11 protein-coding genes are annotated in these 26,092 nt (G+C 42.0%); all 11 read right to left on the bottom strand.

The genetic code is table 11. From position 1 onward, the window contains the following. Window position 1: 1 nt before the first annotated feature. The 11 genes from ACFEL9_RS14775 to ACFEL9_RS14725 all read right to left on the bottom strand — a co-directional run bounded on the left by ACFEL9_RS14775 (window position 2) and on the right by ACFEL9_RS14725 (window position 25,955). A complete protein-coding gene (locus tag ACFEL9_RS14775; RefSeq protein ID WP_385891454.1) occupies window positions 2-3,343 on the bottom strand; it encodes a VCBS repeat-containing protein in 3,342 nt (1,113 codons plus the stop codon). A gap of 58 nt (window positions 3,344-3,401) precedes the next feature. Further along, window positions 3,402-5,285: a RagB/SusD family nutrient uptake outer membrane protein gene (locus tag ACFEL9_RS14770; RefSeq protein ID WP_385891451.1), complete on the bottom strand. Its 1,884-nt coding sequence runs from the start codon at window positions 5,283-5,285 to the stop codon at window positions 3,402-3,404. Window positions 5,286-5,295: 10 nt separating this feature from the next. Beyond that, window positions 5,296-8,499: a SusC/RagA family TonB-linked outer membrane protein gene (locus tag ACFEL9_RS14765; protein ID WP_385891449.1), complete on the bottom strand. Its 3,204-nt coding sequence runs from the start codon at window positions 8,497-8,499 to the stop codon at window positions 5,296-5,298. Window positions 8,500-8,597: 98 nt separating this feature from the next. After that, window positions 8,598-9,683: a LacI family DNA-binding transcriptional regulator gene (locus ACFEL9_RS14760; RefSeq protein ID WP_385891446.1), complete on the bottom strand. Its 1,086-nt coding sequence runs from the start codon at window positions 9,681-9,683 to the stop codon at window positions 8,598-8,600. A gap of 287 nt (window positions 9,684-9,970) precedes the next feature. After that, the gene (locus ACFEL9_RS14755) at window positions 9,971-11,836 is read right to left on the bottom strand and encodes a RagB/SusD family nutrient uptake outer membrane protein (RefSeq protein ID WP_385891444.1); all 1,866 of its coding nucleotides are present in this window, start codon (window positions 11,834-11,836) and stop codon (window positions 9,971-9,973) included. A gap of 13 nt (window positions 11,837-11,849) precedes the next feature. Next, window positions 11,850-15,395 carry a TonB-dependent receptor gene (locus ACFEL9_RS14750; RefSeq protein ID WP_385891441.1) on the bottom strand — a complete coding sequence of 1,182 codons (3,546 nt, stop codon included), beginning with the start codon at window positions 15,393-15,395 and terminating at the stop codon, window positions 11,850-11,852. Window positions 15,396-15,671: 276 nt separating this feature from the next. Next, window positions 15,672-16,754 (bottom strand): FecR family protein, encoded by a 1,083-nt coding sequence (locus tag ACFEL9_RS14745; protein ID WP_385891438.1) that lies wholly within the window; start codon window positions 16,752-16,754, stop codon window positions 15,672-15,674. Window positions 16,755-16,840: 86 nt separating this feature from the next. Then, window positions 16,841-17,407 (bottom strand): RNA polymerase sigma factor, encoded by a 567-nt coding sequence (locus ACFEL9_RS14740; protein WP_385891436.1) that lies wholly within the window; start codon window positions 17,405-17,407, stop codon window positions 16,841-16,843. A gap of 368 nt (window positions 17,408-17,775) precedes the next feature. After that, window positions 17,776-21,096 carry a choice-of-anchor tandem repeat GloVer-containing protein gene (locus tag ACFEL9_RS14735; RefSeq protein WP_385891433.1) on the bottom strand — a complete coding sequence of 1,107 codons (3,321 nt, stop codon included), beginning with the start codon at window positions 21,094-21,096 and terminating at the stop codon, window positions 17,776-17,778. A 339-nt stretch (window positions 21,097-21,435) separates the two neighbouring features. Continuing rightward, on the bottom strand, window positions 21,436-24,738 hold the full coding sequence (locus ACFEL9_RS14730; RefSeq protein WP_385891431.1) for a choice-of-anchor tandem repeat GloVer-containing protein: 3,303 nt from the start codon (window positions 24,736-24,738) through the stop codon (window positions 21,436-21,438). Window positions 24,739-25,103: 365 nt separating this feature from the next. Then, a complete protein-coding gene (locus ACFEL9_RS14725; protein WP_385891428.1) occupies window positions 25,104-25,955 on the bottom strand; it encodes a sulfurtransferase in 852 nt (283 codons plus the stop codon). Between the last annotated feature and the right edge of the window lie 137 nt (window positions 25,956-26,092).

The raw sequence follows: 26,092 nt of genomic DNA, 5'->3' as shown, positions 1-26,092 counted from the left end.
TTTACTTCGCTAAGGAGTAAGCCACCAGGCCTTTCCCATTAATACCAAAAATGATTTTATCATTTAGCTGAATACTGCTTCTTACATCCCCCCAGATATTAAAACCGGATTCATTCTGCTTAAGATAGCTGAAATTTCCTTTGCCATCCCCTTGTAGCAATACGCCATAGTTTGCATCAAACTTACCCAACCTGATCTTCGTATTGCTATTGTTGCCACAAAGCAAAATATCTGTTTTCCCATCCTTGTTAAAATCTAAAATGTTAATGTTGTAGACAGGCGAGTACTGTACCTGCAGAGGCAATTCCATTTCCTGGAACTTTCCGGATGCCATGCTTAAAAAGCAGGTGGTCTTCATGTGATTAGCCACCAGGTGTCCTGCATCTTTTAATTCGGTGGATGAAAAAAGATCGTCCATCGTTATATCAGCATAGCTTTTGAAGTTGGAAAATCGTTTCCGCATCACGGGAAGCTGGCCCACCAGTTCATCACGGGTGAGAAAAGGATATTTTTTCCCCTGGATATAAAAACTGAAAATAGGATCCACAGAACCATTTTTGTCAAAATCCTTGTAATACATTTCCAGCGGCTCTTGTGGAGTTGCTTTGAATTGTGTATTCAATCCCATGTTTCCGATAACAAGATCAGCACGACCATCTGCATTAAGATCGCTGACAGCTATTTTGTTCCACCAACCGGAATAACTTTTATCAAAAAAAACGTTGTTGCTATTAACGAGTTTGTCGTTGCTCTTACGATACACGGTTACCGGCATCCACTCGCCCACAACAATTAGTTCATTTTTTTTATCTGCGTCTAAGTCAACCCATGCGGCATCTGTAATCATTCCTGCGGTTGAAAGTTCAAGACAAATACCTGCCGTTTGATCGGTGAAATTTCCTTTACCATCATTGATCAGGATAAAACTCTTTGGTGTTTCAGGATAACGGCCAGGAACTACTCTGCCACCAACAAAAATATCAGGCGCACCGTCGCCATTAATATCTTCGACCCTTACACAGGATTTACTTCCTTTTATTGCAGGAAGCGTTTGACTCTTATTAAAGTTATTATTTCCATCATTCAGATAAAGCCTGTCCTGCAACATAGAGTCTGAGACAGTAAAACTATTGTATCCGCCACTGGCTATATAAATATCCGGGTGACCATCCGCATTGGCATCCAATACGGCGATATCAGCGTCCACACAATTCTTATCCTGCTCCAATGCAGGCATTTTCTTTTGTACAAAAGAGCCACCTTTTTGTTGCATAAAAACCGTTGTCGGCTGTCCTGCTCCGCCACCAACAATCACATCTTCCAATCCATCCTTATTCAGATCATATTTATATAAACAAGGTCCCTGGCGGGAAAATTTACTGATCAATAGAAGCTGCCTGTTAAAATCATTAACCCTGGCTGAGGAGTCTGAATATTTTATCGGGGATTGAACTTCAGTAAACCATTTTGTAACCGGTTTGGAAAAAGAACTCTTATCCCTGGCATCTTTTTCGGCAAGTGTCAGTACCTGGTTCGCTTTTATATCATAAAGCTTTTGTTCCTTGCCACTATTCCATGTTACAATTAAAGAATCTAATTTTTCACTTTTACCTAAACCAAAATGCAGTGTAAATGAAACGTTCGATAAATAGCCCCGTGCAGGATTTTGTTCCAAAGTTTGAACTTCTCCTTTGTGATAAATTTTAATTTCTGCGCCAAGGCCCTGTGTATTTCCTGCTTCACCGTTTAACCTTACCTGCAGGAAATGAGTACTTCCCAGTTTCCTTGCTTCATTGCGATAAATAAATGCCGGTTGATTGATATTATTCACGACGAGATCAAGATCCCCATCATTATCCAGGTCCGCATACAAGGCGCCGTTGCTGTTGGACGGCTGTTGAATACCCCAATCCTTATTTCTATTTTGAAAGCTGCTGCCTTGTTTGTTTTGAAAAATATAATTGACGACGTTCGAAGAGGGCATATTCTTAATAATATCCATCACATCTTCCCGCTGCAACCGGCCTTTCTCCTCTACATACTCGTTCATATAATTGATAAAGTCAAGATTGGTATAATCCCTGAAATAGCCATTGGTCACAAACAGGTCTTTCCAGCCGTCATTGTCATAGTCTGCAAACAATGCGGACCAGCTCCAATCCGTATTGGATATCCCGGCTATTTGCCCGGTTTCGCTAAATGTGCCATTTCCATTATTCACCTGCAGCATGTTGCGCATATACTGATAATGGAAACCGCTGCGAACATTCAGGTCAAACTTTTCATGATTATCCGGAGCCAGCAATAATTTCTGGCGATGGTTATCTTCCGGCAACATATCCAATGTAAAAATGTCCTGTAGTCCGTCATTATTGATGTCTGTCACATCATTACCCATGGAGAACTGGCTGTTGTGACCGATGCTACTTTGCAATTGATTGGTGAATGTTCCGTTCTTGTTGTTTAAATACAGGTAATCGGGTACAGCATAATCATTGGATACATAAAAGTCGGACCAGCCGTCTTCATTCAGGTCGGAAATTCCGAGACCCAGGCCATAACTCAATTGGGAACCATTGATGCCGGCGTTTACAGTGATGTCCTGAAATTTTCCATTTGCCTGCTGGTATAAACGAAGTCCCATTTCCACATTGTCTTCCTTCAATAATTTCGCCGTGCCTTCTTCGTTGAGCAACGGCAAATTTTTTGGATTATGATTTAACAACAACATGTCCAGATCACCATCTTTATCATAATCGAAAAAATAGGATTGATTACTAAACCCTGTACCGGCTAATCCATATGACTCTGCTTTTTCATCAAACATGGGCACACCCTGGCTGTCATTTCCGATATTGATAAATAACTGGTTCGCTCTTTTTGCAGGAGGCAGTGCACCGGAATAACAAACATACAGGTCGAGCTTTCCATCGGCGTTAATATCCACGGCATTCACTCCTGTTTTCCACGGACCGGGTCTGCCGCCGGCATGTGATGCGAGTGTGATATCCTGGAACTGCATGTTGCCTTTATTCAGGTAAAATTTATTATCACTCATATTCGAAGTGAAATAAAGGTCGACAAGGCCATCGTTATTAAAATCGCCTGCGGCTACACCGCCACCGTTGTAGAAATATTCATACATCAGGATGTTAGTGTTTAAGCCTTCTGTCAACAAATTCTGAAAATCAACTTTTGTTTCCTCAGGGGTTAACAGGGTAAAAAGTTGTGGGCCTGTTTCGCCGATATTGTCCGTTGTTCCTTTACAGCCAACTAAAAAACAAGCGGCTGCGAGAATTAAATTCCGCACTAATTTGGTAGGGTTCATTTCAAAAAGGATCATAAGTAAAAAATCTATCTCAAGATAGAGATAGATTTTTTACATCTGCTTATTTAACTGTTTAAAATCCGGGGTTGTTAACGAGTTTTGAATTGGTATTTATTTCATCCCTGCTGATAGCACGATAATACATCTTATCGTTCCAAACCCTTGTTTCGTTTTCTGTATTATCAACCGGCGTATAGGTGTAGGTATAAACTGTCTTATCATACCTATATGGAACAAGTGCTGATTTACCGGGTTTCAATTTTGCAACGATGTTAATTGCTTTGATACCTCTGCCGACTGTTTGTGCAGGTATCATCCACCGCCGTGCATCGTGATAGCGATGCTCCTCATACGCCAATTCTATCCGTCGCTCATTACGATAACGGGCTACCAGCGCTGCACCGGCGTCTGTAACTGCCGGCATTCCGGCACGGAATCTTATTTTGTTTAACCAAATTATCGCCTCTGCTTCATCGCCCGTTTCAATGCAAGCCTCGATGTAATTCAAAACCATTTCAGTATAGCGAATGAATGGCCACGGAATAACCTGAGCATTTGATTGGTTATCCGGCAACGCAGGATTTGGATCGATAAATTTCCGGGTATAATAGTGGGTTCTACTACCATTCCAGTTTTCAACGGGGGACTCCCTTGTATCGACGCCATTGATCAATCCGCCACTGCCATTATCATAATAGCCTGTTTGAATTTGATTTACCGGATCTACTGCGGCTACATCTGCTGGTCTTGGTTTCCATTCTGCGCCATCGTACAAAATGGTTGCATAGAACCGGGGATCTCTTTCAGCATAAGGATCAGCCTTATGCAGCGGGTTAGACCAGTCGAACTTGGTTCCGTCCATCATTTCGTAGTCATCCACCAGCTGTTGTATCGGTGTATTACCGGCCCAATTGTGATAGCCGTTGGGACCATTATTGATACCATAGTGAATACCGCCCAGTGGCCAATTGTCTTCTTCGGTGTAAAGAGCAGTATGCGAACGCTGGAAAATAAGTTCAACGGCTGCCACCGCATCGGCACCGGGAGCTGCACTTTTACCACCCAATGCAATCGACATATAATTCAATCTTCCGTCTTCTGCAGACACGGGTGCAGTCAGGTTAAGTTTATAGCCCTGTGCGGCATCTATCACAGCTTTGGCAGCAGCTTTTGCAGCCTGCCATCTTGATTCCTGGCTGCCGGAAGGATAAGCTAATAAATCAAGATTTGCATAGCCTGATAAAACGGACGAATTAGCTTTCGCCGTAGGTCCATCATGCAAGTCGCTTGCTGCATATAACAACACTCTTGACTTCAAAGCCATGGCCGCTATTTTTGATGTGCGGCCAGCCGTTATTGGTTTACCTTCTAACAGTTGAGCGGCTTTGTCCAAATCAGCTACAATAAAATTTACACACTCCTCAAATGTGTTCCTGGCAACGCTATAATCTTCATTCAACCCATATACCTTCTCGATAAGCGGAACACCTCCATAAAACCGCAACAATTGATGATAATAATAAGCTCTTAAAAAATGAGCTTCCCCCAGGAGACGATCCTTTAAAACCTGATCGGTAAATGTAGCATCGGGGAGGTTTAGAATGGCAATGTTTGCGACACGTATCGCTTTATACATCTGTTTCCATTCATAAGTATTACTCAGCCAGCCTAGACTTGAAGCAGTTTCAGATCCCTGGGTAAACGTGTTAATGTTTCTGCCAGCATGGGTAAACATGGCTTCATCAGTATAAGCAGCAAGAGCTTGTTCTTCAAAGCCGCCATAACCCAGGTAAGCGTAAATGCCATAGACAAACGCCTGGGATAAAGCACCATCTGCCCAGGTTAGGTCACTGGATACCTTGTCTTTGGGCTGCACATCGAGAAAATCCCTCTTACATGAAAGAGTGAAAAGCAGGAATAGTCCCAGAAAGCCGGTTATTAATCGTAAATTTTTCATATCAATTAGTTTAGAAAGTTAATGTCAAACCAGCATTGATCACTCTGGCCTGTGGATAATAGACACCGCTTTGTACGGTAGCTTCAGGGTCGTACACCTTGATCTTATCCACGGTAAATACATTCAGGCCGTTTACAAACAATCTGAGGTTACTGAGTTTTGCCTTGTTTAACAGACGCTCCGGTAAATTGTAACCCAATTCAATATTTTTGAGACGCAAATAGTTTTTACTAAATAAATAGTAAGTATTATTTCCGAAGTTGCCACCGGTAAAATAAGTATCGCCACGACTTGCTAGTCTTGGATGCTCACTGCTTGGATTATCAATTGACCAACGATGGTCATATGAATATTTCAGGAAGTTGCCGATGTCACCAGATTCAGTTTGTATGCGAATGGCAGCACCAGTAGCACCCTGGAATAAGATATTTAAATCAAATCCCTTGTAACGAACATCAAAGGTGGCACCGTAATTAAAAGTAGGTGTTCCACTTTTATCTAAACGAACCTGGTCGTCACCGTTAATTTTGCCATCACCATTTACATCCTCAAACTTCATATCGCCGGGAATCAACTTACTGGTTACGCCGCTATAATCAATCGTATTTTTATTAATGTCGTCCTGGTCTCTGAATACCCCAGCGGATTTGTATACCAGATAACCGCCGATCGGTTTACCTTCCTGTCTCTGGTATGGTGGCGCACCCGGAATTTCATCCATAAATTTTATTTTATTTTTTGCATAGCCCCCATTGACTCCGGCCCTGAAAGTCCAGTCACTTCCTATTTTACCATTATATGCCGCACTAAATTCAAATCCTTTATTGTCAACTTTACCTGCATTTACCGGGGGCAGATCGTCAACTATACCCGTAGTCTGTGGAGTTTGGCCGACAAGTTGAATCAGGATTTGATTTCTCTTGTTATAGAAATACTCCAATGTAAGTTCTACCTTATTATTAAACAACGTAGCATCCAAACCTACATTATAGTTGTTGGCAACTTCCCAGGTAAAATCAGGGTTGGGTACAATTCCTGGCACAACAGTTCTTACAACACCGTTATCAATGGGATATCTTCCAAACCCATATAATGCCAGGTAAGCAAACTCCTGCAGCCTTCCCTGGTAGAATACCTGGTCATTGCCCATCTGGCCATAAGAAGCCCTTAATTTGAGGTAGTTAATTTTGCTCACCTGGAAGAAATCTTCATTAGAGATATTCCAGCCCAGCAATAATCCGGGGAAGAAGCCAAATCTTTTTTGATCCGGGAACATGTAAGAGCCGTCATAACGCCAGATAAATTCGGCGAGGTATTTTTCTTTATAGTTGTATTGAGCTCTTCCGTAGTAACCCAGTTTGGTTCTCTCAAAAGCACGGCCATCAACAGTCTGTGTCGCTCCGCTCACAAAAAGTTGGTCAACAGCGGATGAAATAAACTCCCTTCCAAAAGCGGAAAAAAATTCACCCGAAAATTTTTCCTTTGTTACACCTGCCAGGAGACCAATATTATGATCAGAACCAATCTTGGTATCATAGTTCAGTAAGGCGGTCAGATTAGTATTCAAAACAGAGCCATAGCTTTGTCTTAACCTTGGATCGGTAAAGTTTGAACGGATAGCACCTACCAATTTAGGAGTTCCATCAGCCTCGTAGGTGACTTTATCCCAGGTATAGAGCATCCAGGGTGTTTGCCATGTTTTATTGGTGCCACTGTTTTTGTCGACTGCTCCCGACAAGGTTAGTTTAAGTCCTTTAATCCAGGGATTAGTTATTTCCACTGAACCATTTCCCTGAACAAAATCGGTTGGATTGTCAACGTAACCGGTAGCATTGGTGGTAATGACGTAGGGGTTTTGACCATTTTCAATATCCGGACCAGGCTTGCCATTGGGCCAAACTTCTGGTTCGGTCGGACGACCTCTCATTAACATACGAAAAATAGCTCCGGCACTTTCTGTTGGAAAACGTCTTTGCTCCCTGCGCACCATAATACCCAGGTTGGTATTTATGTAGTCGTTTACTTTGGCTGACAGATTTGTTCTGAAGTTATATTGATCATATTTCGTCGCCGAATTTTTATAATAGGCATCTTGCTTGACGAATCCCAAAGAAGCGAAATATCTGAAATTATCGGAACCACCACTTATTTGAAGATTGTGCCTTGTTTGGGGAGACCATTCTTTAAAAGCATCATCAAACCAGTCTGTATCAGGATATTTCCAGGGATCGCTATGATCCTTATGCTTTTGTACTGCTTCCGGGCTGTAGTTCGCATTTAATGTACTCACATTAGGAGTCGGAGAATCATAAGTGCCTGTTTCTTTTATGGCTGTCCAGGCGGCTTGCCATTCGTCAACCGGGATTGTTTTATAAATAGGCAGCTCATTCATGATAGTTGCATATTCATAAGCATTTGACATCTCCGGAATTCTGGCCGGCTGGTTCCAACCCCTGTTAAAATCATAAGTAATCTTTGGTTTGCCAGTAGCTCCTTTTTTAGTGGTAATGAGAATGACTCCATTAGCAGCTCTTGATCCGTAAATGGCAGCCGAAGCATCTTTTAACACTGAAATATTTTCGATGTCTCTTGGATTTAAACGCCCAAGCCCACCATCTCTTTCAGGCACACCGTCAATAACGATCAATGGGCTACTGTTTCCTAACGTGTTTGTGCCACGTATGGAGATAGTAGCACCATCATAGCCGGGCTCGCCACTTTGTTGAATAACAACAAGCCCGGGTAAACGACCGGCTAAAGAGTTGGATAGATCAACAGCCGGAGACTTCACCAGGTTTTCACCTTTTACTGCTGACACCGCACCCGTTACCGTCACTTTCTTTTGAGTAGCATAACCGACCACAACTACATCAGTCAAATGCTGGGGTAATGCTACTAATTGAAGATTCACTGAATTGCCCTCACCCACGGCCACTTCCTGGTTGGTGAATCCAATTGAAGAAAAAACCAGGACAGCATTTCGGGGAACGGTGATGCTGAAGTCACCTGTTTCAGAAGTTGTCGTTCCATTAGATGTTCCTTTTTGAAGAACACTCACACCCGCCAGGGGTTTGTTCTGCTCGTCAGTTATTTTGCCTTTTACCGTTTTATCCTGGGCTTGCAGATTACTGATAAGTCCAAAACAAAGGAGTAAAATCAGAGCAGACGTTAGATACTTTTTAATGTATCTCTCATAAAAGATTGGTTTTATCATAATAAGTTAGTTAACGATTAAGCAATAGTTAGATCATACACTGCAAACAATTTAAATAATGGCTGCCTTAACCATCCGGACAAAAAAGTGTCATAGTATTATGTGTTTAGAATTTGGGGAAATGTTTTTTTCCTTTCATTCTCTATAGGAAGGTCTGTATTTGCTAAACTATTTTTTGCTGAAGATTCACGAAAAAATGGCACCGGTTCAAGAACGATCTTTGATATTAAACCCGTCTTGTCGTTCTTCCTGTCGATTAATTTCATCAACATGTTGAAAGCCTCTTGTCCCATCCGGATTGTTTGCTGATCGATGGAGGATAATGTTGGCGATATATGCTCATCAAAGTCTTCATTCGCAAATCCAATTAATCCCATCTCACCAGGAATACTTATACGTCTTTCTTTGAACCGCTTCATCAGCCCAAGTGCAGAAAAATCTTCAACCGCGAAAACGGCATCAGGTGGAGCAGGTAAGGCCAAATAATAATCAGCTCCCGCCTTGCCTGCTTCGATAGATAAATCACCGGTATAAATCAAAGATTCATCTATCGGCATATTATAAGCTTTCAAAGCTTCAAAATAACCCCGGAGCCTGTTTTGAAATGTTTCAAACCTTGCCGGACCAGCCAGATGAGCAATACGCTTATAGCCTTGCATGATCAAATGTTCTGTAGCGCAGAATCCACCTTTAAAATCGTCCAGGACCACAGAGGGAATTTGTAAAGAATCGTTTGACCGGTCGAATAGGACCAGGGGTATATTTTTTTTCTTTAGATCAACGTAATGGCTGAAGTCAGTGGCCTCCTTTGCAAGAGAGGCAAGGATGCCATCAACTCTTGCTCCCAAAAAAGCTTCTATTGCTTTTTTTTCCAATTCCGGTTTTTCTTCCGATTGATAAATGAACGTATGATAATTGTATTCACTTGCCAATGTCTCTATTCCATGAACGACGGAGCCAAAGAAGTTCATCCTGGCGCTGGGAATGATTACGCCAATTGTATGCGATTTTCCGGTCCTAAGTGAAGAAGCTATCCTGTTTCTACGGTAGTTTAACCGCTCAGCGGTGGCATTTACAATTTGCTTGGTTTCACTACTAATACGGGGATGATCACTCAATGCACGGGATACCGTGGCCGGTGTAAGATTCAACTCTTCAGCTATATGCTGTATAGTTGTCCGCAATGGTTAAGCAATTGGTTAGTTAATGTGTGCAATCGATTACACAAGTTAAAATAGATTTCAACGAACGCCAAAAAAAATTAAGCTTTTGTTAACACAAAAATGTCTTTTCGTGATAGTTTTTTATCCTTCCAATGCCTGGATCTCCAGATAAAATCTAAAAAATATAACTCAATAAAAAGAAAATGCCCTGCTTTCGCAAGGCATTTTGATTGCTAACTTACAATTGACTGCTTATGAGAAAAACTTTAAGTCAAATACCTATGCCACACAAAAACGGCAGTTGGTTCTTATTGGTAGCCAGGATTTTGTATCAACAAGTTGTTACGTTGCGTTTCATCCAGGCGGATTGGACGGAAATACATCTTATCCACCCAGACTCTCTTTTCAAGACCCTCATTCACAACTGGCAGGTAGGTATAGTCAAATTTTGTTTTATCCTTACGATAAGGAGAAGGAGCTGTTGCACCTGCTTTCAGCGTTCCTTCAATCTGAATATAGGTTGTTTTCCTGCCCAACGTTTGTGGAGCTATCATCCAGCGTCGCGCATCAAAATAGCGTTGCTCCTCAAAGGCCATTTCTATTCTTTTTTCGGTTCGATACCGTTGCCTGAGTGCGTCGCCGGACTCTGTGATTGCAGGCATACCCGCCCTGAATCGTATCTTGTTTAACCAGGTACGGGCTTCATCTTCCTGCCCGAGTTCGATGCATGCCTCGACGTAGTTGAATATAGCTTCTGTATACCTGAAGTAAGCCCAGGGAATATATTGACGGCCGGTATTATCCCGAAGGTTAGGATCCGGATCAATAAATTTCCTGAAATAATAACCTGTAAAGCTGCCGTTCCAGTTTTCTATTGAACTCTGCCGGGTGTCAATACCGTTAATTTTAGTTCCATTCACAAAATAAGTTCCGGTTTGTATTTCATTAGCAGGATCGGCTGATCTGCCGCGAGGCTTCCAGGGCGCGCCATCATAAAGTATAGACACATAGAAACGGGGCTCTCTATTTACATAAGGATCGGTCTTATGTGCGACATTGCTCCAGTCAAACTTTGTACCGTCCATCATCTCATAATCATCTATCAATTCCTGGATCGGAGTATTTCCTGCCCAGTTATTGTAACCATTGGGTCCCTGGCGAAGGCCGTGCTGTTGGGCACCTTCATTTAAATCGAGGCTAAAAGTCCTTTCAAATATGATTTCTTTGGTTGAGGTGATAGCCGCATCCGCATCTGGATGTTTACTACCACCAGCCATTGCGATAGACAGGTAATTTTTTTTGCCCTCATCAAACGAAACAGGAGCTGTGAGATCAGTTTTATACCCAGAGCCGGCTTCATCCAACACGGCTTTTGCAGCGTCTCTTGCCGCAGTCCAACGAGCCACCCGGTCCCCGCTTACAAAACCCAACAATTCAGGATTCGCATAGCCGGAAATAGTAGCCGACTTTGCCTTGGCTGTAGGAATATCGTGTAAATCACTGGCATCATATAGCAGTTGCCTTGACTTTAATGCAAGGGCAGCTAAGGCCGAAGCATTTCCCCTTACCCTTGCTTTATCCTTTAACAACAAATAGGCTGAATCAGCTTCTTTTATTATAAAAGCGCTTACCTCGGCATAGGTATTCCGGGCCATTTTGTAATCTTCGTTCAGGCCATATGATTTTGTAATAATGGGAACGCCTCCATAGAAGCGAAGCAATTGGTGATAGTAATAGGCTCTTAAAAAACGAATCTCCCCCTCCAATTTTTGTTTTAAGACCACATCATCGAAAGTAGCGGTCGGTAAACCCTCCATCCCCAGGTTGGTCATTCGAATAAAATTATACATATTAAGCCAACTGGTGTGGCGGTTGACCCAACCTTCGTTGGAAGGGTTTAACGTGCCTTCGTTGATAGTATTGATACCACGACCGGCATGGGTAAATATTGCTTCGTCGGTAAGACAGGCAATCATTTGCTCATCAAACCCACCTTCATACAAGCCACCGTAGAGGCCGTGAACAAATGCCTGTGCAAAAGCAGGGTCGGTCCATGTTATATCGGACGGAACCTGGTCTGCCGGATCAGTGCTTAAAAAGTCTTTTTTACACCCAGTAAAAAAAACACCTGCCGACAATAAAAGCAGAATATTTATATAGATTATTTTCTTCATAGTGTTTTATAATTTAGAAAGTTACTCGTGCTCCCACGCTTAGAATTCTCGACTGTGGATAGATATAGCCATTTTCAGCAGTTCCCTCCGGATCCCATATTTTCATCTTTTCCCAGGTAACCAGGTTTAACCCGCTTACATAAACCCGGAAACGGCTGATGCCAATTTTGCGGCCTATATCAGAAGCAAGAGTGTACCCCAACTCAACATTTTTAAACCGCAGGTAATTATTGTTTCTAAGCCAATATGTGTTATTGCGAAAACCTCCGGTATAGTACGTATTGGTACGGCTAACCAACCTTGGATGCTCACTGCTGGGATTGTCAACCGACCAGCGATTATTGTAACTATAGTTTAACCAGTTACCAAATTCGCCGGTTTCATTAAAGTTTATTAGCTGGAAACCTCCTGCAGCTCCCTGGAAAAGAGCCGACAGATCAAAGGACTTGTAGGATACATTGATATTAAGACCTCCTGTAAATTTGGGGTCCCTGGTTTTGTCAAGCCTAACCTGGTCCAAAGAAGTGATCTTTCCATCAGGCTTTCCATCAGGCCCCGAAATATCCTTGAACTTCATGTCCCCCGGACGGAGACCGTTTGTCGCTGCGCTATAGTCAATTGTATTTGCTGCAATTTCTGCCGCATCTTTAAACACGCCGTCATATTGGTAGGCCAGGAAAGCGTATCCGTTTGTTCCAAAAGGATGGCCTGTAGCTCGCTGATGCGCCGGCACACCCGGGTTTTCATCCCAGAACATTACTTTGTTTTTTGTATAGGCTCCGTTGACACTTACCCTGAAGACCACATCACTTACTTGCCCATTATATCCCACATTAAATTCAAAGCCACTATTATTAACCCGTCCGGCATTAACAGGAGGTAGTTTTTCGGAAATACCGGAACTTTGGGGGGTTGATCCAGTCCGTGGAATAAGGATTTGCTCCCGCTCATTTTTAAACACATCGAACTCGAAAAACACTTTGTTATCTAGTATAGCACCTTCAAGACCGATATTAGCATTGTTGGCTACTTCCCAGGTAAAGTCAAGATTGGGAACGCGAGGTTCTATCAACGACCGAACAACTTGTCCATTGACGACTCTTGTTCCTAGAGCATACAAAGGTAGAAATGCATATTCCTGCAATACGCCGTTAAATTCGACCTGGTCGTTACCCATCTGGCCATAAGAAGCCCGAAGCTTTAAGTTATTCAGGAAGCTTATACTTTGCATAAAGTCTTCCTTGGTAATATTCCAACCGACTAAAACGCCGGGGAAGAAACCAAATCGACCAGATTCAGGAAAGATATATGAACCGTCATAACGCCACAGGAACTCAGCCAGGTATTTTTCTCTAAAATTATAAGCAGCACGACCAAAATAACTTAAGCGGGTCCGCTCATAAGCAGTTCCACCAACATTTTGTTGTGCTGTTCCACCCACATTCAAAACATCGAGGTTGGGTGAAATGAAATTGCGTCTGAAGGAAAAGAAATTATCCCCTTCTCTTGTCTCTCTCTGCACTCCTGCCATAACACCGACCGTATGATCAGCAGCAAACGTCCGGTCATAGTTAAGCATGGCTACCAGGTTAGTGCGCAGCTCCGCCTCATCAGATTGAGTTAGTTGCGGATCAGTGAAAGTAGAACGAACCGTCCTGGTAAGTTTTGGCGTTACGCCGTCAGCTTCAAAGGATACTTTATCCCAGGTGTACAATGACCAGGGAGTGGCAAAACGCTTGGTGCGCCCAATATATTTGTCTGCCGCACCCTGTAGTGTAAGTTTTAATCCTTTGATCCAGGGGTTTGTAATGTCAATTTGACCATTTGTTTGAATATAGTCACGACGGTTTCTGTCGTACCCTGTTGCCCCGGTAGTAATAACCACAGGATTTTCTCCATTTTCAATATCAGGTCCTGGTAAGCCATTTGGCCATACTGCGATTTCAGTAGGTTTTCCACGTACCAGCATCCTGAAGATAGCACCCGCACTGGAAGTGGGGAAAAAACGATATTCCTCACGACCGGTAATGCCAATTGTAGTAGTAATATACTTGTTCACCTTGGCCTCAAGGTTTAATCTTATATCGTATTGCTTATAGCCGGTTGCCGAGTTTTTATAATAAGCATCCTGTTGTTGGTAACCAAGAGAAGTAAGGTACTTTACATTTTCTGATCCTCCACTTACCTGCAGGGTGTGCTGCTGCTGGCCTGACCAATCTTTAAAGACGGTTTTATACCAATCCGTATTAGGATGCGTCAGCGGGCTGGAACCATCGGCAAATTTTTTTATATCGTCTGGCGTGTAATATGCATTTACTTTGTTCCCGTCAAGCTTTGTATAAGATCCTGTTGTCTTAAATGCTTGCCAGGCGGCGCTCCATTCCTGGTAAGGAACGTTTTGAAACATTGACTGTTCATTTAACAATTCCGCATATTGCGAGGAGTTTCCCATTTCGGGTATCACAGTAGGTTGCAGCCAACCCTTATTGATATCATACGATACCGTAGGTTTCCCTATCTTACCCTGCTTTGTAGTAATTAAAATAACTCCGTTGGCCGCCCTTGCCCCATAAATGGCAGCAGAGGCATCTTTTAATACCGACATGCTTTCTATATCGGCCGGATTCAAACGTTCGAGCCCACCGGAGCGTTCAGGTACACCATCAATAACGATCAATGGGCTACTATTTCCTAGGGTGTTAGTACCACGAATACGAATAGTTGAACCGTCATAACCAGGCTCACCACTCCGCTGCATTGCCGTAACACCAGGCAAACGCCCGGCAAGTGTGTTAGAAAGGTTCACTGTTGGCGATTTGTCAAGATCAGCACCTTTTACCTGCGTTACTGACCCCGTCACCGTAACTTTCTTTTGGGTGGCATACCCTACAACTATTACCTCGTCCAATTTCCTTTCAGCCTGTTTCAATGTTGCATTGACCATTTCGCCTTTGCCTATCGTTAGCTCTATTGTTTCAAACCCTACAGCAGAAATAGACAGTACATCCCCTTCATTAGCATCAATCGAAAAATTTCCGTTTTCATCGCTGCTGGCGCCTTTGGTTGTACCCTTCACTACCACACTCACATTGGCAATCGGGTTACCCGCAGCATCCTTGACCGTTCCTTTTATAGGTTTGAAAAAAAACAGCTCACTGACATTTTCGTTCTCCACCTGGCTTATCAGGCTGAATAACTTTTTTTTGCTCAACACTACCTGCTTACCGACAGCCTCATAATTAATACCGTAAGGCTGAAACAATGTTTTAAATATATCGTCCAGGGTTTGGTTGTTTACGGAAATAGATATTTTTTCCTTTTCAGGTATGGTATTCCGTTGATAAGAAAAGCGAATATCTGCCTGATCGCTTATCTTCCGCAATACATTTTTAAAACTTTCATTTTTAATCTTAAAAGAGATCTTTTGATCCAGGATACCCTGGCCTTCAGCCTCTTTGGCAAACGATACTGCTGTGAAGGCAAGGGTAATAAATGTCTGAAGCAGCAAGACTTTCATGAGAAAAGAAGGAGGTTTAGTACACCATACGGTTTTCTTCATAACTTTAAACAGTTTTGCAATTAGTAATAAATGTAAAAACTCCTTTTCACCGGTATTTGTCTGTGATGAAAAGGCTTCTAACGGTTGGCCGCTGTTCCAGAGCAGTCAACCGTTTCTTTTCAGGTTAGTTTGGTTTCATTTTTATTTGTTATTGTTTTTGTTCAGCAACCTCCTTCCAACGGTTTAAGATTGGCGGATTGTTACCTATAAAAAATTGTCGTCGCTATTAGTTTGTGTTTGAGTCATCCCCTGTTTCTTCCACCTATTACTCAATAATTATTTGCAACCCCGGCCTTCGATACTGATGCCGTAATCACTGATACTGAAGGAAGCCCCTACTGTTTTTGTTATTACCTGCAGCTTGTCTTCAAGGCTTTCGTGCTCCAGTGAAATAGTAATAAAACAGTTTTTAAATACTTCCTTATCATAGTGAACTGGCAGGTTATACATTTTTTCCAGTGTTTTTAACACGCCTGCCAATGGCGCATCTTCAAAATTGTACCCGCTTATATTTTCAACTTCTATTTCAATTTTGGACTTGCCTGTATAGGATGTGGTTATTAGTTCGTGTTTAGGAGCAGAATAGGTGCAAATCTGTTGTGGTAGTAGAATTTTTTCGGTTGATTTTTCAAGACCCTTTCCGCGGAGAGAAACGGAAACTTTACCGGTCTTCACTGTTACAGATTCTTTACCGGCAAGGGTATTAACTCTGAAACTGGTTCCCAGTACTTTTATTACCATGCTTGTGGTGTAGATGTAGAAAGGCTTTTCGGGATTTTTTTCAACGTCAAAAAAAGCTTCGCCGCTCAGGGATACTTTTCGTTTTTTACCATTCATCAGGCGGCTATAAGTGATGCGGGAGCCCTTTGCCAACGTTACTTTAGAGCCATCCGGCAAAAAAACCAATTCATTTTTTTCGCTGCCATTGAAATGAGTTACCTCAGATGGTGGCAGCTTTTCCTTAGAGTCCCCCTTCGCCGCTGAAACCTGAATATTGTTATTGCCTGACGTAAAATAAAAAAATCCTAACAAGGAGATCACACTGACAACTGCCGCTGCAGCCCAATACCAGCGCCTGTTGACCGGTTTTTTAATGGCAACAACAGATGAATCATGGTCAATTGCCTGCCTGATGTTCATCAGCATTGATTCTATAGTTTCGTTGTCGATTTCCCTGGAGACCTCCTTTTCGCTTGCTCTGAATTCAAGCAGGAATTTTTTTGCACTTTCGGCTATTGCAGCGTTTTCGGGATTGGCATTAATCCACTGCAGCCAATATTCTGCATATGGACTTTGAGGATTTATGACCCAGTCAACAAATCTATTATCAAGCAATAAGGCGTTAGTTTTCTCCTGCATTTTACTCATATAGGCATGCAATACTAACTATAATGGAAGTTTTGCTGATTATATACTCAGTTTCCGGAAAGTTTTTTCAGAAAATTTTAGATTTCGGACGTGGGAGTGCCGCGATATTCCTTTCGCATGGACTTTAAAGCCCTTTGAACCAGGTTCAGAACTGACTGATAGTTCATGTTCATCATTGACGCAATGGTCTCATAGGAAAAATTGTGATAGAACCGGAGATATATAGCTTCCTTTTGTCGCTTTGACAATCTTTCCAACACCCGCTTTAGCACCCCGTTGCTTTGGGATTGCTGTTCTTTATAAACGATTGTCAGTTCTACATACTCAGTCTGCAAATTTTCTTCAACAAGCTGCAGCTCTTCTTCGCTGACAAAAGAATGCCGGGATACACCCCTCATTAATTTATTCCGCAAGGCCCTGAAGAGATAATATTTTGGTTGATCTGTGTCCGCCAGGTTTTGGCGGCCTTTCCAAAGCTCAATAAAAAGATCCTGGATACTGTCTTTAACCAAATTCAGGTCATCAGTGATCTTCAAACCATAATTGATCAATGATTGCACATGCAACCGATAAATGCTTTCAAGCGCATTTACATCACCGCTTTTGAAACGGCTCCATTCCATATCGTGGGAAGAGGTAAGCAATCAGAGTCTGTTTTGCAATCTTTGCTTTTAACACATACTTGCAATGGAACATGAAAGTACAAAACTAAAATTCTTAAAAAAGATTTTTTTTCTTTTCCATGATATTACCCCATTCTTCTTTATTATTACCTTTTTTTTACTACCTGGGACAATCGTCCGTTGTACGAAATATGGTTCGTCATGTTTCTATCTTTTGTTTTGAATACTGATGGAATACTCCTGTACTTATCCTTTCTTGCTAAATAAAATGTGTTCAATTTAGCTATAAATTACCCCGCCCGGGATTTCTTACTTATAATAAAAAGGCAAACGAATGAAAAAAAAGTTCAACCGTTTGCACTAGTTATTAAAACCGGTAAAACAACAATCTACTTCACAAATGAAATCCTTTTATTTATTGCCCTGCCATTTATATTTATAAAATAAATTCCCTCTGTCAATTTGCTGATGTCAATTCTCAAGCGGTTGTCGCCTGTCACTATCAGCCTTGATTGACTATTGATAAGCCTGCCGGTTGCATCGAAGATTTGCCATTTGATATTATCCTGAATCGTGGAATAAATGAAAAGATTGAGCTCTTTATTTGCCGGATTAGGATAGAGCTTAACCAAATCATTTCTACTACCCAAAGAAAGGGTCACCACCTTTGAATAAGTAAGCCGGCCGTCTATATCCCTTTGCTGTAAGCGGTAATAGATTGTTTTCACTCCTAGGGCAGATACGCCTATATCAGTGAAGCTATAATCATGAGTACCTGCCGTATTTAATGCAGCAACTTTTCCTACCTCATTAAATTGAGCACCATCGACACTTCGCTCCACTATAAATTTGTCCGTGTTCAACTCATTTTCCGTCTTCCAGTTTAGCACCGCATAGTTATTTTCAAATTTACCCGAGAACTCCAGCAGGGTCAAAGGAAGAGCAGTATTGGCTTTATTGGAGAAGTAAAAAGTAGAAAATTCATCAATGCTTGCTGTAAGTACATAATCATTTATCCAATTACCGGCAGTCGTTATCACCTGGCTTGCCATTTTTAAAATCGCAGCCCGGCAGCCATCAACATTTTTGAATATACCCAGGTCATTGATTGTATTGATACCCGAACCCACTCCATTTGAATTAACAGCATTCTTCAGCGCCTCGAGTTCTTCAACTTTTAAATAAAGCCGTATATCAACAGGCGTAGCCGGTTGAAATTGTGGAGTGATAGTTATGTTCCTATCCAGGTACAACCGTTTTTGCCCGTCCTCCCTAACAGGATTATTATTAATAAATAAAGAAGTGGTTACCATGCCGAGGTTGTTTCCATTCGCATTTATTTCTGCAATGGCATTGCCTTCGGTATCCGTAATTGGCACCCATTGATCGCTGTTATCGTCATCGATGGTAACCGGAGATATCGTCAAGCAGCTGCCCGGCATGCCTTCAGCCACATTTGCTGGCAGCGCTACCAGGTTACTCCTGTTGTCGACTCCCCGTCCGTTTGTCCCATTGAACTCACTTTTGATATTGAACTGGTACGAGGCCGGATTAAACTCAAAGATTGCACCCATGTTTGAACTTCCACCATTACTTGTCATCCCATATAATTTACCACTCTTAACCACCAGGTTGCGGAGAGGCTTCCCATCGGTGCTGGTAAAATCATAACGCTTATAATATGTATTGGTAGCAGGATCCCATTCAAAAATAACTCCCATGCCATTAGCTCCGCCTTCACTGGCGATACCCCAAAATGTATTATCCAACAACAACAAATTGCCTTCAGGTTTACTGCCTGTTGCCAATGCAAAATCAAACTTTTTGGAAAATGTTTGCATGGCGATGTCCCATACGTAGAGCACACCAAGATCGTTAATACCTCCAAGTGAAGTTAAACCGTATATTTTACCGTCCAGTGGGGTCAGCCCAATACCGGGACTTCGTCCGGTAATCTCGTCGGTATTATTATAGGCTGGCCCAAAAGAGAATAATTCTGTTAACACATTTATTCCAGGATCCCACTCAAAAAGCTTTCCGTCACTAACATCAATAGTGCCGTAAACCTTGCCGCCAACTTCAATTAGATCTCCGGACGGCCGGAAATTTTGATCAAACTTATACAATGATGAATAGGTATTGTTTTCAGGTTCCCATTCTACAATATGCCAGTCAAAATTTTGGTTTTTGTTTGGCCAGGAAGTCAAGGTGCCACTAACCATGTAAAACTTATTATTGTATTGGGTCATTTTTCCGAAAGGCTGGCGTCCGTTTCCTAAGTCTATATCTTTTGTCTTTTTAAACTGGGCAGATAAACGATCCCATTCGAAAATAACGCCTAATCCATTGATTCCCCCATCGGCCAATCCGTATAAATTATCATTGTTTGCAATAAGGCTTTGGGGTTTATACCCATTATCAGCGCCATTAAAACTTATTTTCCTTTCGTAGATATTTGAAGTTGGATCCCATTCAAATATTACCCCATTATTGGTGCTTCCGCCCTTACTCGTCATGCCATACATTTTTCCATCTAATAATATTAAACTACTATAAGGGTTTTCTCCCGTTGGAGTGTCATCAAAGTCACCAGTGAAGTTGGTATAAATGTATTTGCCAACATGACCGTTCGTTATCGGATCCCACTCATATAACGCCCCATAAGTGTATCGACCATTTCCTCCGCCCGACATCATCGTATAAAATTTTCCATTGTAAAATAACAAGCTGCCGTAAGGACTATGCCCATGAAGCCCTCTACCATTACCTCCTTCCAAGTCATAACGCATAATGTAATTGTTTATATCTGGCTCCCATTCAAAAATGACTCCAAAGCCATAAAGTCCCCCATCAGTGGTCATCCCATAAAATCTATCATTTACAAAAGTCATCTTTGAATAAGGGTTAGCCCCATTGGCTCCTGTAAAATCTACTTTTTTTATATAGTCATTTGTTGCCGGATCCCACTCAAAAATGACTCCTTTATCACTTGTGCCACCCGTGTTTGTCATTCCATAGAATTTTCCTTCATGTAGCACAAGATCTCCATATGGATTGGAACCATCCGCTCCATCAAAATCATGCAGCTTAAAATAATTATTATTAACAGGGTTCCATTCAAAAATGACACCCTTGTCATTTACCCCGCCGTCATTTGTCATTCCATACAATTTATTATCTCTCACAGCGAGGCTGCCATAGGGGCTGCTGCCTGTGGTACCATCAAAATCAAATTTCCTGGTGTAAACATTTGTTACAGGATCCCATTCAAAAACGACTCCTTTATCATTCGTTCCTCCGGCAAGTGTCATTCCATATAATTTGTTATTCCATACCAGCAAACTCCCATGTGGCTTTGTTCCTTTTTCAGGATCAAAGTCAACTTTTTTGGTATAAATATTTGTTACAGGATCCCATTCAAATAGCACACCCAGATTATGGCTGCCTCCTGCAGAAGTCATCGCATACAACTTACCGTTATATTCGGTCAATTGATTGTACATCGGCGTAGCACCGGCGTGATATTTGGCAAAGGAATACAGCGTCTGAATATTTTGGCCCTGGCCATCTGTTCGAAACAAAGTGCCATAGTCATCGGCGCCGCCTTGCGGTGTAGTGCCCCATAGTTGATGAATGCCCTGACCAAAGGATAACCGGGCAATACAGCAAAATAAAATAAGAGCAATACCGGGGTAAAATTTTTCTTTCATATTATAAGGTTTAATAAAATACTTAGCCAGAACAAATATGTTCATGCAAGGGCGCAACTCCACTAATCAGGAATTACTTTGACAGATTTGTTTACAAGGGAAGACCGGGGAAGAAAACAGGAAAGTTTTAGCAATAGATTTGGATGGATGGCGAAGCGGTCAACACAGCGTACAAGAATTTATGTATGTACGAACAGCTAATAAATAAGCACCCGAATCAACTCGTATCAAAAAAGCGATCAGCAGCTGATCGCTTTGGGTGTACCTTAATGGATCAGCATGTTACAACGAATCTATTATAAACCTTGTACTCAACCAGTAATTTCTCGAAAACGGGAATTATTGTTTTACAAATTGAATTTGCTTATTGATTTTATCACCCTGCACACCGAGCAAATAAACGCCTCTGGATAATTTCGTCACATCAAGTCCAACGATATTGTCGCCGGCAGCAATCGTACGCTGCCCATTCATTACCGTCACACCCGACATATTAATTATTTTCCAAACAACTCTGTCATTGGCAGCCGAAGTTATTTGTAAGCTAAGTTGAGTCCCCACAGGATTGGGGTACGCCTTTACATCGTTCCCTTTATTCTCCAGCGAAACGGATATAACTTTTGAATACGTGAACTTTCCGTCAATATCTTTTTGCTGCAACCGGTAGTAAACAATGGACACGCCATGTGCGTTGATGGCAGGATCTACAAAACTATAATTATGAGTTCCCGCTGTATTTGCTGCCGCTACTGTCCCTATACCGGCATAGGATGTGCCGTCAGTACTTCTTTCTACAGTAAACTCCTGTGTGTTCAACTCATTTTCTGTTTTCCAACTTAGCAGTGCATCGCTGTTTTGCAACCTGCCCGAAAATTCCAGTAATGTTAAGGGTAGGGCTGCTCCTGCCTTATTAGCAAAATAGAAAGTTGAAAATTTAGTAATGGTGGCCTGCATAACATAATCATCGATCCATGCAGCGCCATTAGTTATAACGGGACTTGCTGTTTTTGAAACAGCAGCACCACAACCATCATCATTTTTGAAAACGCCAAGGTCAGTAATGGCATTTATTCCTGATGTCGTGCCGTTTGAGTTAACTGCAGTTTTTAATGCAAGCAATTCCTCGCCCCGGATGTACAAGCGAACATCTACCGGCGTGGATGGTTGAAATTGTGGCGTGATGGTGATATTCCTGTCGAGATACAATCTCTTAGTACCGTCTTCTCTTACGTTTGAATTGTTTACAAACACGGAAGCAGTAACAATACCCAGGTTATTACCATTGGCATTTATTTCTGCAACCGCCAGGCCGTTCTCATCCGTGACTGCCACCCATTTATTACCGTTGCTGTTGTCAATTATAACAGGCGCATATGTTTGGCAACTGCCGGGCAAACCTCCGGCTACTTCCACAGGCACTTTTGTTAATTCATTTTTAGAGGTTGGATTTCTTCCGTTCGTTCCATTAAAATCTGACTTCTTCGTGTACGCATGGGTGGCAGGGTCCCACTCGAAAATCGTTCCTAACCCATAAGCGCCTCCGTTCCTTGTCATCCCGTAAAACTTGCCATCGTTTAGCACAAGACTACTGATGGGATTACCACCATCGGTGCTATTGAAATCATATTTTTTGATGTAAATATTTGTTGCAGGATCCCATTCAAAGATGACGCCTAGGTTATTGGCACCGCCAGCGCTGGTCATACCGTAAAATTTCCCGTTATAAAGCAGCATTGTCCCAATAGGTGCACTGCCAGATGCAGCAATCAAATCAAACTTTACAGTATAGCTTGTCGTAGCAGGATCGTATTCAAAAATAAAGCCTGCGTTGTTGGCGCCACCATTACTTGCCCCATATAATTTTTCGTCTTTGTTGGCTAACCCATTTCCGTCGGGGCTATTTACCTGAGTAGCCAGGCCTGATGTAAACTGATTGGATGCAGGATCATATTTAAACAAACCGGTGTTTGAAGGAGGTCTGATAATGCCATATAAAGCATCTCCACTTACTGACAAGTCGCCAGTATTTCCATAGCTCCCATAATAAAGCTTTTGTGTAAAATTGTTGGTAGACGGATTCCACTCAAAAATATGACTTTGAGGTTGAGGACCTCCGCCAACCAACATATAATAACTTAACCCGTAAAAATTACCATTGAAAAAGGTCAATTTTCCACTTGGATGCCGCGTATTACCTGAATACTGTTCTATTCCGGCATTTCCGTCAAAATCGTGTTTCTTATCAAGTTTATTTGTAGAGAAGTTCCATTCAAAAATCGCCCCGAGGCCGTCAAACCCTCCTTTATTCGTAATTCCATACAAATGATTTTCATGAAATACAAGGCTATTAGGAAGCGAAGCATTGTCATGAGCATTTAGATTTATTTTTTTTGCATATTCAGTAGTGTTCAGGTTAAACTCAAAGATGACGCCATCGTCACTGCTCCCCCCTTCAGAAGTCATTCCATAGATTTTTTCGTCTTTAATAATCAAACTTCCATAGGGATTCTCTCCATTAAAAGTATTATCCCGACTACCCTGAATCGTGTAATTATATTTAATGATATATGCATTGGTAGCAAGATCAAGTTCAAAAAGATAACCAAAGTATTTCCCGTTACTTACATAGTCTGAACTGGCCATACCATATAGTTTACCGTTATGAAATACTAAGTTTCCGCGAGGGTTTCCGTCTGCCCCCAGGTATTCGTGTAATTTGATAAGAGTGTTGCCGGTAGGATCCCATTCAAAAATAATTCCCTCCTTTGCGCCTGGCGCCCTGCCCCAGGTCATTCCATAAAATTTTTGATTTACTAATGTCAGGCTACCATATGGCTTGCCCTGGTTTGTAAGATCAAAATCCAATTTCTTTACATAATTATTTGAATTGGGGTTCCACTCAAATATTACTCCGTAGTTATTCGCTCCACCCGAAAAAGTCATCCCGTAAAACTTACCGCCTTTTAATGCCAGATCCCCATAAGGATTACTTCCATTGGCGCCATCAAAATCATATTTTTTCGTGTACGCATTTGTCGCTGGGTTCCATTCGAAGATTACGCCTTTATCATTAACGCCGCCGGAATAAGTCATCCCGTAAAACTTTCCGTTATCTGCTACAAGACTACCATAAGGATTGCTACCACCTGCTCCGGTAAAATCATACTTTTTTGTATAAACATTTGTCGCAGGGTCCCATTCAAAGATCACGCCCTTATCATTAGCCCCACCGAACAGCGTCATCCCATAGAGCTTATTATTCAACACAACCAAACTGCCGTGTGGATTGATACCAGTAGCCAGTTCGAAATCATATTTTTTTGTATAAATGTTAGAAGCCGGATCCCATTCGAATATCACTCCCAGGTTGTTGCTGCCTCCTTGTGAGGTCATCGAATAAAACTTCCCGTTGTACTCTGTTAACTGATTGTACATGGGAACAGCTCCTAAATTGGTCATCGGGAAAGAATACACAGATTGAATATTGCCGCCCTGTCCATCGGTGCGGAAGATAGCGCCGATATCGTCGGCTCCTCCCTGCGATGTCATTCCCCATAATTGGTAAATACCCTGAGCAGGAGCGCCAAAGGATAAGATTGTACAGATAACGAGAGCGAATAGAGGGTAGAATTTTCTTTTCATAACATAGGTTTTATCTCTGACCGAACTGTAGCATGGCAGGTATTTATTTGCTACTACCCGGTCCTTATTTATTTCGTTAGGGTATTAATGAAACTAACAAGCCTTAAATACACAATGAAAGAAACTGGAGTATTTCACGAATGGATATAAATGGATAAGCGGGATACTTTCCAGGATATTAGTCGCATTTCTCTGTAAAAGAGAAACACCGGCTGCCCTTACAAAAGGTATTGGATGGGAGAAATTAGCGCCGGGATAAAGGCGCAAGATCAGCATCTAAGTTAGGGTAAAACAGGTCAACCTGGCAAATACAAATTTGCACAAAATTGTTTTGAGTCAATATAAGGACATGATATCTTAATGAATCATGGTTTATTACCAGTAGCTACCGGCCGGTCATTTCTCGACCATTCACTCCAGGAACCGACATATAAGGATGGTATCCCGAGCCCTGCCTGATCCATTGCCAATAGCGTATGGCAGGCCGTAACGCCTGATCCGCAGTGGACGATCACCTGTTTGGAACCCTTGTCGCCAAGCACTTCTTTATATTTTGTCGCCAATTCCCCGGGTGAAAGAAAATCTCCGTTTGCATCCAGATTGCCGGCATAGGGAATATTGACTGCTCCCGGGATATGACCTGCAACGGTGTCGATTGGTTCGCTTTCGCCGCGATACCGGAATGCTTCTCTTACATCGACCACTTTGTAGCCGGGGTCTTGCACTGCGTTTGCCACTATATTGATATCAACGGTCGGTAATACCCATTCAATAACAGGATAAGCCGATTTTGTTCTTGCTTTTGAAGCTTCGCTGGTTATTGGCAGGCCCGCATTTTGTGCAGCCTGTAATCCTCCATCAAGCACCTGGACTTTTTCATGTCCAACGGATCTCATCATCCACCAAAAACGAGCGGCAGCATTTGCACCGCTTTTATCATCGTAAACCACCACATGGCTTGCTTTATCAATGCCCAATTGCCCGAGCAAAGCCGCAAAATCTTTTACCGCCGGTAAAGGATGACGCCCCCCGTTTGCCGGATCTTTTTTTTCAGACAGATCCTCTTCCAAATCCACAAATAACGCTCCCTTCAAATGCTGGCCGTTATATTTTTCCTTTATCCCGGGTCCCGTCCTTGCATCAATCAAAACAAGATTTTCATTTGATATCAATGAGGTCAATTCTATTGCACTGATTAAGGGAGATATTTTTTGCATAGCTATTTTTATTTGAGTCATCAAAATTGCAATGATCCGGTAAATCTTGAAAGATTTTTTTATTAGCCCTCTTTCAATAACAATCGTTGGTCAGCTTGTCTAAAACGCTTAAACTTACTAATTACCTACATTTGCGG

This window comes from Terrimonas alba, from assembly GCF_042434975.1.
GTDB lineage: Bacteria > Bacteroidota > Bacteroidia > Chitinophagales > Chitinophagaceae > Terrimonas_B > Terrimonas_B alba.
Note: the sequence above shows the minus strand (reverse complement) of the source record. Positions and strands in the feature narration are given on the sequence as shown.

Coding starts and splice junctions, on each gene's coding strand:
- ACFEL9_RS14730 (WP_385891431.1), bottom strand. CDS start 24,738: ATGAAAAGAAAATTCTACCCTCTATTCGCTCTCGTTATCTGTACAATC.
- ACFEL9_RS14745 (WP_385891438.1), bottom strand. CDS start 16,754: ATGCAGGAGAAAACTAACGCCTTATTGCTTGATAATAGATTTGTTGAC.
- ACFEL9_RS14775 (WP_385891454.1), bottom strand. CDS start 3,343: ATGATCCTTTTTGAAATGAACCCTACCAAATTAGTGCGGAATTTAATT.
- ACFEL9_RS14755 (WP_385891444.1), bottom strand. CDS start 11,836: ATGAAGAAAATAATCTATATAAATATTCTGCTTTTATTGTCGGCAGGT.
- ACFEL9_RS14750 (WP_385891441.1), bottom strand. CDS start 15,395: ATGAAGAAAACCGTATGGTGTACTAAACCTCCTTCTTTTCTCATGAAA.
- ACFEL9_RS14770 (WP_385891451.1), bottom strand. CDS start 5,285: ATGAAAAATTTACGATTAATAACCGGCTTTCTGGGACTATTCCTGCTT.
- ACFEL9_RS14765 (WP_385891449.1), bottom strand. CDS start 8,499: ATGATAAAACCAATCTTTTATGAGAGATACATTAAAAAGTATCTAACG.
- ACFEL9_RS14735 (WP_385891433.1), bottom strand. CDS start 21,096: ATGAAAGAAAAATTTTACCCCGGTATTGCTCTTATTTTATTTTGCTGT.
- ACFEL9_RS14725 (WP_385891428.1), bottom strand. CDS start 25,955: ATGCAAAAAATATCTCCCTTAATCAGTGCAATAGAATTGACCTCATTG.